Origin of the sequence: Nocardia sp. XZ_19_369, from assembly GCF_015355715.1 — a bacterium.
In the GTDB taxonomy this organism is placed as follows: Bacteria; Actinomycetota; Actinomycetes; order Mycobacteriales; family Mycobacteriaceae; genus Nocardia.
In genome coordinates, this window is sequence record NZ_JACVED010000005.1 from 247,341 (window position 1) to 260,430 (window position 13,090).

The 13,090-nt window shown below is 68.1% G+C and carries 13 protein-coding genes and 1 pseudogene; 8 read left to right on the plus strand and 6 right to left on the minus strand.

The annotated features are described in order from the left end of the window. Positions 1-90 precede the first annotated feature (90 nt). Complete coding sequence (locus IBX18_RS20060; RefSeq protein ID WP_107655090.1) at positions 91-453, plus strand: oxidoreductase; 363 nt, start codon at positions 91-93, stop codon at positions 451-453. Between the two features lie 190 nt (positions 454-643). Here the strand turns inward: IBX18_RS20060 and IBX18_RS20065 are convergent, their stop codons facing one another. Further along, the gene (locus IBX18_RS20065) at positions 644-2,155 is read right to left on the minus strand and encodes a leucyl aminopeptidase (RefSeq protein ID WP_194835149.1); all 1,512 of its coding nucleotides are present in this window, start codon (positions 2,153-2,155) and stop codon (positions 644-646) included. Further along, a complete protein-coding gene (locus IBX18_RS20070; protein ID WP_228541432.1) occupies positions 2,152-2,964 on the minus strand; it encodes a TetR/AcrR family transcriptional regulator in 813 nt (270 codons plus the stop codon). Before IBX18_RS20070 ends, IBX18_RS20065 begins: the two co-directional genes overlap by 4 nt. 98 nt (positions 2,965-3,062) lie before the next feature. Between IBX18_RS20070 and IBX18_RS20075 the strand changes: the two genes are divergently transcribed. The 3 genes from IBX18_RS20075 (at position 3,063) to IBX18_RS20085 (ending at position 6,576) form a co-directional block, all read left to right on the plus strand. Beyond that, positions 3,063-3,668: a GNAT family N-acetyltransferase gene (locus IBX18_RS20075; RefSeq protein ID WP_194835150.1), complete on the plus strand. Its 606-nt coding sequence runs from the start codon at positions 3,063-3,065 to the stop codon at positions 3,666-3,668. 126 nt (positions 3,669-3,794) lie between these two features. Then, positions 3,795-4,895 carry a glycine cleavage system aminomethyltransferase GcvT gene (gcvT, locus tag IBX18_RS20080; protein WP_194835151.1) on the plus strand — a complete coding sequence of 367 codons (1,101 nt, stop codon included), beginning with the start codon at positions 3,795-3,797 and terminating at the stop codon, positions 4,893-4,895. 583 nt (positions 4,896-5,478) lie between these two features. After that, positions 5,479-6,576, plus strand: coding sequence for a branched-chain amino acid aminotransferase (locus IBX18_RS20085; RefSeq protein WP_194835152.1), 1,098 nt, complete (start codon positions 5,479-5,481; stop codon positions 6,574-6,576). A gap of 187 nt (positions 6,577-6,763) precedes the next feature. On the opposite strand, the gene IBX18_RS20090 is transcribed toward IBX18_RS20085, so the two are convergent. Further along, positions 6,764-7,477: an MBL fold metallo-hydrolase gene (locus IBX18_RS20090; RefSeq protein WP_107655095.1), complete on the minus strand. Its 714-nt coding sequence runs from the start codon at positions 7,475-7,477 to the stop codon at positions 6,764-6,766. A gap of 596 nt (positions 7,478-8,073) precedes the next feature. Between IBX18_RS20090 and IBX18_RS20095 the strand changes: the two genes are divergently transcribed. From IBX18_RS20095 to IBX18_RS20105, 3 genes and pseudogenes are all read left to right on the plus strand, one after another. Further along, positions 8,074-8,340: a hypothetical protein gene (locus tag IBX18_RS20095; protein WP_194835153.1), complete on the plus strand. Its 267-nt coding sequence runs from the start codon at positions 8,074-8,076 to the stop codon at positions 8,338-8,340. A 72-nt stretch (positions 8,341-8,412) separates the two neighbouring features. After that, a pseudogene (locus IBX18_RS20100) lies at positions 8,413-8,604 on the plus strand (tetratricopeptide repeat protein); the annotation flags it as partial. 49 nt (positions 8,605-8,653) lie between these two features. Further along, positions 8,654-9,019, plus strand: coding sequence for a tetratricopeptide repeat protein (locus IBX18_RS20105; protein WP_228541506.1), 366 nt, complete (start codon positions 8,654-8,656; stop codon positions 9,017-9,019). Positions 9,020-9,203: 184 nt separating this feature from the next. On the opposite strand, the gene IBX18_RS20110 is transcribed toward IBX18_RS20105, so the two are convergent. After that, positions 9,204-9,944: an adenosylcobinamide-GDP ribazoletransferase gene (locus IBX18_RS20110; protein ID WP_194835154.1), complete on the minus strand. Its 741-nt coding sequence runs from the start codon at positions 9,942-9,944 to the stop codon at positions 9,204-9,206. 460 nt (positions 9,945-10,404) lie between these two features. After that, positions 10,405-11,583, minus strand: a complete 1,179-nt coding sequence (gene cobT, locus IBX18_RS20115) for a nicotinate-nucleotide--dimethylbenzimidazole phosphoribosyltransferase (protein WP_194835155.1) — start codon at positions 11,581-11,583, stop codon at positions 10,405-10,407. A gap of 281 nt (positions 11,584-11,864) precedes the next feature. On the opposite strand from cobT, the gene IBX18_RS20120 reads away from it, so the two are divergent. After that, positions 11,865-12,083 carry a hypothetical protein gene (locus IBX18_RS20120; RefSeq protein WP_194835156.1) on the plus strand — a complete coding sequence of 73 codons (219 nt, stop codon included), beginning with the start codon at positions 11,865-11,867 and terminating at the stop codon, positions 12,081-12,083. A gap of 247 nt (positions 12,084-12,330) precedes the next feature. Here IBX18_RS20120 and cobU read toward each other — a convergent pair whose 3' ends face one another. Next, entirely contained in the window at positions 12,331-12,885 is a 555-nt protein-coding gene (cobU, locus tag IBX18_RS20125; protein ID WP_194835157.1) for a bifunctional adenosylcobinamide kinase/adenosylcobinamide-phosphate guanylyltransferase, read from the minus strand. Positions 12,886-13,090 lie beyond the last annotated feature (205 nt).

Here is a 13,090-nt window from a genome sequence, read left to right on the forward strand (position 1 = left end):
GTAGCACAAGGGCAGTGAACTTCGTCGAGCTGGCAAGATGGGGAGACCGGCGCGCACTAGGCGCCGGGGTGTGAAAGGAGGTGCGCGTCGTTGGGTTTGCTAGATCGTTTCCGAGGCGGCGCGACCCGGGGTGGTAGCGCAATACGTGCGGGTTCGGGGGGCGGCGAAGACGCCCGCTATCTCGCCGAGTGGGTGCGCACCCATGTCGGTGTCGAAGGCTATTTGGAGCCGAAAACAACCGTGACCGATGTCACTGTCGTGCTGATCGCCGCGGACGGCGAATGGACGCGGCGGATCGTCGGAGAGCGCGGGGCGCGTCGGCTTGCCAAAGATTTGCGGATTCCCGTTTACGAGGTCGGTAAGACTGGATATCCACAACGGATGCGGGATTATGACGCCCGCAAACGCATCGAGCGGCAGCGTGCGTTCGAAGCGGAACTGCGGGATCTATAGCTCCCGGCTACCGGCGAGCGACGCCGCATAGCGGTCGATTTTGCGTGCGCGGAAGGTGTGCGTCAGCAGCCGTGAGTGGCACACCATGGAGAGGTCTTCTCGCTGTTTGCCGCAGCGATGTGCCACTGAACGCGGATTCGGCGGACTGCGGGAGGTGCGCCGTCCGAGAGTTCCGGACGGCGCACCCTGCTCACTCCGCGGCGATGTCCTCGATGACGGCGATGAGCGTGCGGACCGGCACGCCGGTGCCACCCTTGCCGATGTAGCCGAACGGTCCGCCGGTGTTGTAGGCCGGGCCCGCGACGTCCAAGTGGGCCCACTGCACGCCCTCCGGGACGAACTCCTTCAGGAACAGTCCGGCCGAGAGCATGCCGCCCCAGCGGTGCGGGGCGACGTTGGCGAGGTCGGCGATCTTGGAGTTGAGGTCCGCGCGCAGCTCGGTGGGCAGCGGCATGGCCCAGCCGTTCTCGCCGATCTGCCGGGAGATCTCGGCGACTCGGTCGCGGAAGTCGTCGGTGCCCATCACGCCCGGGGTGCGGGTGCCGAGCGCGACCATCTGCGCGCCGGTGAGGGTGGCGACGTCGATCAGGTAGTCGGGCTCGTCCTCGCCGGCCCGGACGATCGCGTCGGCCAGGATGAGGCGGCCCTCGGCGTCGGTGTTGAGCACCTCGACGGTGGTGCCGCCGTACTGGGTGAGCACGTCACCCGGGCGCTGCGCAGTGGCCGACGGCATGTTCTCGGCCATCGGCACGGTCGCGGTGACCGTCAGCGGCAGGCTCAGTCGCGCGGCGAGCAGCGTGGTGGCGACGACCGCGGCGGCGCCCGCCATGTCGGAGGTCATGTTCTCCATGTTCTGCGCGGGCTTGATGGAGATGCCGCCGGTGTCGAAGGTGATGCCCTTGCCGACCAGCGCGACCTTCTTCGGGCCGCCCGCATAGGTGATCCGGACGAGCCGCGGCGGCCGCGACGAACCCTTGCCCACGCCGAGCACGCCGCCGTAACCGCTTGCGTCCAGCGCATTTTCGTCGAGCACCTCGACGTCGAGGCCGGCCGCCTTCGCCAATTCCTCCGCGCGGGCGGCGAATTCGGCGGGGTACAGGTGGCTGGGCGGGGTGTTCACGAAATCCCGTGCGGTGGCGACGGCTTCGGCGATCAGCTGGGCACGGAACAGCGCCGCCTCGCCGAATTCCGGCTCGGGCACCAAGAATTCGACCCTGGCCACCGGCCGCTCGTCCGGCTTCGGCGCGGACTTGCCGGATTTGAACGGCGTGAACGTGTAGGCGCCGAGGTAGAAACCCTCCGCTGCGGCGCCGATGTCGAGACCCGACAGGGTGGTCGCCACCAGCTCGGTGCCCGACAGCGCGCGTGCGGCAACACCGGCCGAGCGGCGGATCTGTTCGGCGTCGATCTTGTCGGCGGCGCCGAGGCCCACGGCGAGCACACTGGTCACCTCCGCCAGCGCGGCCGGGGCGGGAACCCGCGTCAGTTCCTCGGCCTTGCCCTTCGCGCCGACCGCACCGAGCTGATCCAGCAGTTCCGCACGGACATCGGCGGTGAGCACGTCGCTGAACAGGTCCTCGGGCACGATGGCGGGGCCGTTCTCCGACGAGGTGATACCGAGAACGAGGACGTCGGTGTCCGCACCGATGGTCTGGGTACGTGCGAGTTCCGGTCCTAGTGAACGATCTGCAACAGCGGTCATGGCGACAGGCTACTGGGCAGTCTGATCGCGATGCCGTCGAGGAGCAGTCCGAGGCCGGTGTCGAGGATGGCGTCCAAGTCCAGGTCCGGGCCGGGCGGGCCGTCACCGAAAAGCCGATGCAGCACGGGGCGGACGGCGGGGTCCAGCAACTCGGTGATATCGGCGGGCAACTCCGCCGGTTCGGCAGTGCGCAGCCGGTCGGTGCGTTCGGAACTGGTCAGCAAAGACAGGCCCTGGACCAAGCCGGAGAACGCGAGATACATCGCCAGCATCGCGTCACGGCTCAGGCCGCGCTGGTCGAGGGCGGCGAAGGAACGTTCGAGAATGTCCAAGAGGGCGGGACCGATCGGCGGGCGCATGCGCGCGAGGATGGGCAGCATCCACGGGTGGCGTTGATACAGCTGCCATTCCTCGTGCGCCTCGTGGGTCAGCCGGGATCGCCAGTCGCCGGGTTCGGGGTCGGGCTGGTGGATTTCGGCGAGGACCAGCTCGGCCATGCCTGCCAGCAGTGCCTCGCGGTCGGCGAAGTGCCGGTATATGCCCGCGGTTGCCGCGCCGAGTTCGCTGGCCAATCTGCGCATGGACAGTCCGTCGATGCCTTCGCGGTCGGCCAGGTCGACGGCGGCGCGCAGGATGCCGATCGTGGTCAGTTTGGCCGGGCGCGTGGCGCGTGGAGTGGGCGTCACTTCGTTGCGGCGGGCACGGTAGGCGCGGGCCTGGCACGCACGCGAGCAGTACCGGCGTTTGCGGCCGCGGGCCGGTTGGGTAAGGGCGTTCTTGCAGATTCCGCAGGCCACATCGGCCTCCATTTCGACACACGAACAGGTGTGACGAAATTCTAGCGATGCCGCGCTGACCTGCCTACGTTGGCGGAAGCACACGGTGTTCACGACGAAAGGGTCAGCGGATGGAAATCATGGTTCGGCAGGCGGGCGAACAGGATCGCGACGCGGTGATCGAGGCGTACAGCATCGCCAGCCCGGATGAGGTGGTGACGGAATGGGTGCTCGACGGGTATCCCGTCGACGAGTTCAGCGCGCAGTACGTGCCCGGTCTCATCGACCGTGCGCTGAGTGACGACCAGATATGGCTCGCCGGTACCGGATCGGAGATCTGGGCGGTGTCGATCTGGCAGCGGGTGGATTCGATGGAGCGGTTCGAGGCGGAGGCCGTCGAGGCGCGCGCTATGGCAGCGAGTGTGCCCGATGTGCGTCCGCTGCAGCGGGTGGCCGTGCTGACCGACCTGCTCGCGAGCTCGCATCCTCGGGAGTTCCCGCACTGGTATCTGCAGGTGATTGTCACGGTGCCGCAGCATCGCGGGAAAGGGGCGGGTGGGGCGATTCTCGCCGATCGGACGAAGGCGGCTTCCTCGGCGGGGCTGCCCGCTTACCTCGAAGCGAGCACCGAGCGGTCCGCCCGGCTGTACACCCGCAATGGGTTCGCCGCCACCGGCACCACCCACGACCTCCCCGAGAACGGACCCACCATTCGTCCGATGTGGTTCCGCGGGTGAATTCGAGCGGGACATGACGGCGGCGAGCCGCGCTCATGTCCCGCTCGACGGGCTCCGTCTGAGGGCTCAGACGGAGTCGGGGCGGGAGTGGGGACGGCGGTTGCGGGTGGCGGATAAGCTCGCCGGGTGACCGACTCGAACCTGCTGCAAGGCCCTATCCATGGTGTACACGTCGAGCTGGGGGCGACTTTCGCGCCGTTCGGCGGGTGGGAAATGCCCGTCTCGTACGAGGGGACGGTGGCCGAACATCAGTCGGTCCGCACCACGGTCGGATTGTTCGACGTGAGCCACCTGGGCAAGGCGACGGTGCGCGGTGCGGGCGCGGCGGCCTTCGTGAACTCGGCGCTCACCAACGACCTCGGCCGGATCCGGCCGGGCAAGGCGCAGTACACGCTGTGCTGCGCGCCCGACGGTGGCGTGATCGACGACCTGATCGCCTACTACGTGAGCGACGACGAGATCTTCCTCGTCCCCAATGCGGCCAACACCGCGGCGGTGGTCGCGGAACTGCAGAAGGTGGCGCCCGAGGGCATCACGGTCACCGATGAGCACCGCGAGTACGGGGTGTTCGCGGTGCAGGGTCCGCGCTCGACCGAGGTGCTCACCGCGCTCGGCCTGCCCACCGACATGGAGTACATGGCCTACGCCGACGCCGAATGGGACGGACGCCCGGTCCGCGTGTGCCGCACCGGTTACACCGGCGAGCACGGTTACGAACTGCTGCCCCGCTGGGCCGACGCCGAGCCGTTGTTCCGAGCTCTCGTCGAGCAGGTGCGTGCCGCCGGCGGCCAGGCTGCGGGTCTCGGTGCCCGTGACACGCTGCGCACCGAGATGGGTTACCCCTTGCACGGACATGAACTGTCCCTGGAGATTTCCCCGGTTCAGGCTCGCACCGGCTGGGCTGTCGGGTGGAAGAAGCCCGAGTTCTGGGGCAAAGCCGCACTGGAGCAGGAGAAGTCGGCCGGGCCGCGCCGAACTCTGTTGGGGCTCAAAGCGCTCGACCGCGGCGTGCTGCGGCAAGGGCAGACGGTGCTGCGTGATGGGGAGCCGGTCGGCGAGACCACCTCCGGCACGTTCTCGCCGACTCTCAAGATCGGCATCGCGCTTGCCTTGCTCGACACCGAGGCGGGCATCGAGCCCGGTACCGAGGTCGAGGTGGATGTTCGTGGACGTCGGCTCCGGTGTGAGGTCATCCGGCCGCCGTTCGTGGAGACCAACACGAAGTAGGTGTGGTTGCTTGCCGCGCGGGGATCTGTCGTGCGGCAAGCAGTACGCGCCTCCCGGTGCGGACCTGTCTTCGTAGGCGTGCTGCTCTCCGAGTCGACGGTCATGTGGCGTCTGCTCGCCCCGGCTCGGCCGCAATCTCATCTTGATCGGGTTGCTGATCACCCTTGTCGGCATCGGGCTGCTGCTCGTGCTGGCGCCGACCGCGGGGACAACCGTCGGGCCGTGGGCGCTTGCCGCGCCCGTCGGGGGCCTCGGCAAGCCGACTACCGCTCGCGTGCGCGGTAAGGGAACTGTTGCTTGTGGTGCATGGGACTGCTGCTTGCCGTCGGCGGGGCGCGGATCGCAACCTGCGGCCTTCCGAGATTCGCGGCGGGGCACTGCGGAAGACGGCGTGTCACGCGGAAAGTCGCGGCGTGGCGGGTCGGTGGGTGCGCAGAATGCGTACTGACCGGTGTGGTTTCCTGCGGCGAATCGGGGCGCACGGTGCATTGTGGTGGGCGCGTGGTGGCGGTCGCGGGAAGTTCTGCGGTGAGGTGGCCGATCGGGCGCAAAGCTTGAATGTGGCTTGGCTAGGATCAGGCACATGACCGTTGCTGCACAGTTTGCCCGTGTCCCGCATCCTGCGCCCGCTCCGGCGCAGCGGCGACAAGAGGTACTGGCGGCGCCCGGGTTCGGGCGGTTCTTCACCGACCACATGGTCTCGATCGACTACACCGACGGCGAGTGGACCAACGCCCGCGTCGAGCCGTACGGCCCGCTGCCCCTCGACCCCGCGACCATGGTCTTCCACTACGGACAGGCCATCTTCGAGGGCCTGAAGGCGTACCGGCACGGCGACGGCAGCGTGGCCTGCTTCCGCATCGACGCGAACGCCGCGCGGTTCCGCCGCTCCGCCCGCCGGATGGCAATGGCCGAACTGCCGGAGGAACTGTTCATCGAGTCCGTGCGTCAGCTGCTCGAGGTGGACCGCGACTGGGTGCCCGCCGCGGGCGGCGAAGACTCGCTGTACCTGCGCCCCTTCATGTTCGCCACCGAGGCCGGGCTCGGCGTGAAGCCCGCCGCCGGCTACAAGTACCTGCTCATGGCCTCCCCGGCCGGCGCCTACTTCCCGCGCGGGGTCAAGCCGGTGCGGGTGTGGTTGTCGAACGAGTACGTGCGCGCGGCGCCCGGCGGTACGGGTGAGGCCAAGGTGGCCGGTAACTACGCCGCCTCGCTGCTCGCGCAGGCCGAGGCTACGGCGCAGGGTTGCGATCAGGTGGTGTGGCTGGATGCCTGCGAGCGCCGCTACGTCGAGGAGATGGGGACCAACAACCTGTTCTTCGTGTTCGGGTCCGGTTCGGAAGCTCGCCTGGTTACCCCGGAGCTGTCCGGTGCGCTGCTGCCCGGCATCACTCGCGACTCGCTGCTCACTTTGGCCGCCGACTCCGGGTTCCCGGTCGAAGAGCGCAAGGTGTCGGTCGAGGAATGGCGCAAGGGTGCCGAATCCGGGGAAATCACCGAGGTTTTCGCGTGTGGAACCGCTGCGGTGATCACTCCGGTCGGCTGGGTTCAGTCCGCGGACGGTGAGTTCACCATCGGTGGGGGTGAGCCCGGCGAGGTCACCATGGCGCTGCGCGACACTCTTACCGGTATCCAGCGGGGGACTTTCGCCGACATCCATGGGTGGATGCGCACGATGTAGTTCGGTGAGTGGCACACCATGGTGCGGGTCTCTCGCGATTCGCCGCAATGGTGTGCCACTCAGCTCGGTCCGGCGCGCAGATTGCGGCGGTTTCGTGGCGAATGCCATGCCTGAGTCAGATTCAGCCCCGGCGTTTCGAGCGCATGGTTGTCGGGCGGGTGGATTTCCCGCCCGTGTGCCAGTCGAATCAGCTGGGCATGAACATGTGCCACTCGTCCAAAGTCTTCGGGCGTAAGACGTAGTTTTTGTCCCGGACAGTCGAGAGCGGAGCGTGCGGCTCCTCGGAATACCAGTGCCCGGGGTAGACGACCGGGTCGCCGGACAATTCGGCCAAATAGCGCAGGCTGCGGAACATTTCGTCGGAGTCGCCGCCAGGGAAGTCGGTGCGGCCGCAGCCGTCGACGAACAGGGTGTCGCCCGCGATGAGGCGGTCGTCGAACAGGAAGCATTGGCTGCCCGGAGTGTGGCCGGGGGTGTGCAGCAGTTCGATGTCGAAGGTGCCGACGCTGACTTTGTCGCCGTGCTCGTGGCCGGTGAGTTCGCTCGGTGCGATGCCCGTGACGTTGGCCACCCAGGAAAGCTCCTGCGCGTTGATATGCACTGGGACGCTTGTCTTTTCGAGTAATTCGCGGACACCGCCCAGGGTGAATCCGAGCATCGTTCCACCCACGTGGTCCGGGTGGTGATGGGTCGCCAGCACACCGGTCAGCCGTAGCCCGTCAGCCTCGGCGATATCCACCAGATCCGCCGCCGCGTAGGCCGGATCGACCACCAAACATTCGCCGGTCTCCTGATCACCGATCAGATACGCGAAATTTCTCATCTGCGTCGCAATCGGATCGCCGACGGCGTAGTCCCTCCCCGACAACAGCTGGCGAAAATACAAGCGCTCAGAAGACATACCGCCCACCTTATTGCCCGACCCAGACGATCCGCGCGCCACAGGCACAAATTGTTTGCTGCGCCGAAGGTGAGGGTTCGCAAAACGACTGGACGAGCGCTCAGTTGGGGTTGATGGATATCGGGGGAGGGTGTGGTGTCCGCCACTCGGGTGATGCCGTAAGCATGTCTCCTGAAGATGCGGGCGAGGCTGCGCTCGAGTGCCGACTGGTAGTGCCGATGCGACAGTCGGCGGAATGTCTAGGCAGGCCATGGTAAATGGGACGTGGCTGCAGCGATGCGCGCGCCGGGGCTGCGTCATGTCTTGCTGCTCGTGGTATTCGAAACGTCGTGCGGCGGCCTGTCGCGCCGATCTGATCGGTGTCAGGCCGGAGTTGTCCATGGTCAACGGGGGGTGATGGACGGCAAGACGTGAGTGGGCTCCACCATGTGCCGGTGGGCGTCCTTGTGGATGGTCAACGGGCCACGGTGGCGGCAGAGTGCGAGTGGGGCTTCGCTATGCCCGTTGGGGATCGGCATCGGCATCAAGATTTGTTGGTGGCGAATGGTGGTGCGAGTGCGGGTTGGGGGCTGCGCCGTGTCCCGTTAGGCGTCGGCATGGATGGCCAGTGGGACGTGGTGGTGGTGGAGTGCGGGTGGGGGCTGCGCTGTGTCCCGTTGGGCGTCGGCATGGATGGTCAGTGGGCCGTGGTGGTGGTGGAGTGCGGGTGGGGGCTGCGCTGTGTCCCGTTGGATGTCGGCATTGGTGGCCGTTGGGACGTGGTGGTGGAGTGTGAGTGGGGGCTGCGCCGTGTCCCATTGGGCGTCGGCGTTGGTGGGACGTGGTGGCGGTGGAGTGCGGGCGGCTGCGCTGTGTCCCGTTAGGCGTCGGCATTGGTGGCCAGCGGGACGTGGTGGCAGCCGAGAGCTGATGGTGCGGGCGCCGTGTCCCGTTGGATGTCAGCGTTAGCGGCCAGTGGGACCTGGCGCACCGATCGTGCGGTGTTGAGTGCCGCCTTCGGACTGGCCAGGCAGCTCGCGGCGGTCGATCGCGTTGTAAATGCGGTGCACGCGCTCGGCGAAGTACGGGCCGCCTCACGGCATTTCACCACGGGCCGGATGACATTGGTGCTGCTGTTGCTCGCCGCCGCCCCGGTGGCGGTGGAGTGTGAGTGGGGGCTGTGCCGTGTCCCGTTGGATGTCGGCATTGGCGGCCAGTGGGACCTGGCGGACCGATCGTGCGGTGTTGAGTGCCGTCTTCGGACTGGCCAGGCAGCTCGCGGCGGTCGATCGCGTGGTGGATGCGGTGCATGCGCTCGACGAAGTACCGGCCGTCGCACGGCATTTCACCACGGCCCGGATGACCGCGGTGCTGCTGTTGCTCACCGCCGCCCCGGTGGCGCGGAGTGTGAGTGGAGGCTGCGCCATGTCCCGTGGAGTGTCAGTGTCGGGGTCTGTTGGTGGCCAATGGGACGTGGTGGCCGCGGAGTGTGAGTGGGGGCTGCGTCGTGTCCCGTTGGGCGTTGGCATTGGTGGCCAGTGGGACCTCGTGGCGGCGAAGTGAGGGTAGGGGTAGCGCGGTGTCCCGTTGGATGTCGGCATTGGTGGCAGTGGGGACGTGGTGGTGGAGTGCGGGTGGGGCTGCGTCATGTCCCGTTGGGTGTCAGCGTTGGGGTTTGTTGGTGGCCAATGGGGGCGGCGGAGTGTGGATAGGCGGCCCGCAGTGGTCCCGTTTCGTGGAGTGTCCGTTAGAGGGACAGGGTGGCGGCGGTGAGGGAGACGGTGAGTTCGATGGCGGCGCCTAGGGTGTCGCCGGAGAGGCCCTCGAAGCGGCGGACGGTGTGGCGGACGAGGATGGTCGCGGCGGTGAGGGCGATGAGGATGGCGAGGGGGCCTTGCCAGTGGTCCGGTGTGGCGAAGATCGCGGCGGTGAGAGCCGCGGCGGACCACAGGGCGGCGGTCAACGGGTGCTGGGTGCCGGCGACGAGGGCGCCGAAGCTGGTGTCCGGCGCGGCGTCGATGCCCTTGCGGCAAGCGAGGACTACCGCGATGCGGCCGACGGTGACCGCCAGTGCGACGGCGAACCAGCGGTCGGCCTCGGCCAGTGCGGCGAACGAAACCGCTTGGACGCCAACCGAGAACACGAGGGCGGCGACGCCAAAGGGCCCAGCTCCGCCACTCTTCATGATATGCCTGGCCCGCTCGGGCGGACCGTAGCTGCCGAGCCCGTCCATCGTGTCGGCAAGCCCATCCAGGTGCATGCCCCGCGTGATCAACGCCAACGCCCCGACCACCAGCAGCCCGGCAAGCACCGGACTAGCCCCCACCCAAACGAGCACCCACAGCAGCCCCGCTGCCCCCACCCCGAGCAGCCCACCGACCAACGGCGCCAACGCAATTGCCCGCCCAGCCGCTACCCGATCGACCGTCTCCGGTCCACGCACCGGAAAAACGGTGAGCCATGACACCGCGAGTCGTAGCCCGTTCATGCTCGCGGACCCGACAGGCGCGAACTGCCCTGTCCGTTCGACGTCGCCCGGTCTACGGTCGAAACATGCTGTGCCGCAATGACCCGATGGTCGCCACGAGGGACGTCGGGCCTGGTGGGGGTCGCCCAATCCGCAATTAGAAGGTGCTGTGCGGCAAGGGTGCTACGACCGCAACTGGGCTCGAAGAACTCAGTGGACGTCGTCTGGACTGTGGCCGGAGGATGCTGTGCCGCGCCGACACGATCGTTGCCGATAGCTGCATAGATCCCGGTCGACGTCGCCCAACCTGCAAGCGGAAGATGTTGTGCCGCAATGGCCCGATCCTCATTGATAGTGGCGACGAACCTGGGGGATGCCGCACCGTTCGTGATCGGAAAACGCTGTGCGACAAGGGCACCGTGGCTGCCGCTGGGTTCGCCGAACCCGGTGGCGGGCGCTTCGGCCAGCGACAGCCAGGCACTCATTTCCGCAAATCCGGTGTCGCCGAGGGAGTGTCGGGAGCCGCAGTGAGATCGGCGGTGTCGGTGGGTGCGGTGAGTCCTGGGGCGTCGGCGGTGTCGGCGGGGATAGTGAGGTCGGTGTTGTCGGCTGTGTCGGTGTCGGCGGTGCTGACGCCCGCTTCGGCGAAGGTGGACATCTCGGCGAGGGTGGCGACTGCGGCGCGGAGGAGGGGGAGGGCGGTGAGGGCGCCGGATGCTTCGCCTAGGCGCATGTTCATGTCCAGGAGCGGGTCCAGGCGGAGGCGCTGCAGGGCGAGGTTGTGTGCGGGTTCGGTGGAGCGGTGGCCGGCCAGCCACCAGGCCGAAGCTCCTGCGGCCAGATCTTCGGCGACCAGGGCGGCGGCGGTGACGACTACGCCGTCGAGGATGACGGGCGTGCGGCGGGTGGCTGCCTGAGCCAGGAATGCGGCCATGGCCGCGAAATCGGCGCCCGCGGCGACTCGCAGCAGTTCGACCGGATCCTTGGCTACGGGACGGGCTCGGCGCATGGCGTCGCGGATCGCGGCGACCTTGCGCGCCCAGCCCGCGTCGTCGATTCCGGTGCCTCGGCCGACGGCGGCGACGGGTTCGGTATCGGTGAGCGTCGCGATGAGGGCGGTGGCGGGTGTGGTGTTGCCGATGCCCATGTCGCCTGCGATGAGTACGTCGGCGCCCGCGTCGATCTCCTCGTCGGCGATCGCCTTACCGGCGGCGAGTGCGGACGCCACCTCGGCGAGCGTGAGCGCGTCCTCGCGATCGATGGCGCCGCTGGAGCGACGCACCTTGTGCCTGGCGATGAGCGAATCGGTCTCGGCGTCCACGGAGATGTCCGCCACCCGCACGGTGGCGCCCGCGACGACGGCGAGTGCGTTCACCGCAGCACCACCACCGAGGAAGTTCGCCACCATCTGCGCGGTGACCTCGCTCGGATACGCCGAAACCCCGTGCCGCGCAACGCCGTGATCCCCGGCGAACACCACCACCCTGGCCCGCTCGAACTGCTTCGGCGGGCACACACCCTGGCACGCCGCCACCCAGTTGCCGAGGTCCTCCAGCCGCCCGAGCGACCCACCGGGTTTGGTCAACTGCGCCTGCCGCCGCTCGGCCGCCGCCCGAACCTCTGCGTCAGGAGGCGTCACCGGTCCAAATCCGTGTGTCACTGTCGAGCCTTTCCGGTCAGGACGGTCAATACACCCATACGTCGCTCAATCTTGCCCGCCGCAGACATTGCCGCACACATCAGCCGCCCCCAACCGATCGGTGTCGGCACGCTCGATCGCAGGCTGGGCGTCGCATTGCAGCTGAGGTGCGGCGACCGGAGCGTTTCGGCGACATCTGGGTCCACAGGATCGGTTCGGCGGAGTGAACTGCACGACACCCAGATTCGCAGGATCGTGCCGGTGGAGTGATTGGGCGACACCGAGGTGCCAGGATCGTGCTGGTGGAGTGGTTGGGTGACACCGGGGTGTGCAGGCTCGCGCTGGCGGAGTGGTTGGGCGACGCCGGAGTGTGCACGATCGTGCCGGTGGAGTGGTTGGGCGACACGGAGGTGTGCGGGATCGTGCCGGTGGAGTGGTTGGGTGACACCGGGGTGTGCGGGATCGTGCCGGTGGAGTGGTTGGGCGACACCGGGGTGCGCAGGATCGTGCCGGCGGAGTGATTGGGCGACACCGAGGTGCCGGGATCGCGTTGGCGGAGTGGTTTCGGCGACACTTGCTTCTCCAGACCGCGCCGGTGGCGTGGATGTGCTCGGCTGCGACGCCGACGTGGCGCGCAGGAGACTCCCTGCGCCGTACCGGACCTCATTCGGGCAGCCCGTGTGGCGCTTCGGCTGCGGTGAGTGGGCTTGTGCGAGCGTGTGGAACGGAACGCTCGGCGTCGGACGGGGCGGCGCTCAGGTATCCGATTCACTTGAGGCGCATGGGGAGTCCGGCTACGACGAGGTAAGCCTCGTCACAGGCTTGGGCGAGCCGCTGGTTCAGCGTGCCGATCTCATCGCGGAACAGCCGACCGGAGCGGGTGGCGGGGATGACGCCCATGCCGACCTCGGGGCTCACGATGACCAGGCGATTCGGATACGCGGTTACCGCAGCGACCAGGGCGTCGGCGTCGGGGGAGACGGTGCCGCGCGGGGATTCCCAGGCGTTGCGGGCGTCGATGCGGGCGGTGAGCCAGGTGCCGATGTCGTCGATCAGCGTTGTGCCTTCGGTCGCCGACGCGCTGAGAACGGCTGCCGGGTCGGCACTTTCGAGCACGGTCCAGTCGGCGGGCCTGCGGTCGCGGTGGGTGGCGATGCGGGCGGCGAAGTCGAGGTCGGCGGGGTCGGGGATGGCGGTCGCGAGGTAGCGGACCGGACCGACCGCCTTGGCGGCCAACTCCTCGGCAAAGGTGGACTTGCCCGATCGCGCGCCGCCCAGGACGAGGGTCCGGCGCGGCTCGGCGGACGAGACACTGTGCGACACGTCAGCACGGTATCAATGACCGGTGCCGCGCCCGCGTCGGTGCGGCACGGGTGTCCGCTGCCGGCCTGCAGAGTCCCGCTCGTTTCGGGGACCTGGTGCAGGGCGAATAGCGCCGGCGGAGAGCTTCGCAGCCCTTTCTCTGGTTGCACTGGCTGCAGGTGCCGAGGAGTGGTGCGGATCCGGGGCGAAATGCGGCTGCCGGAGT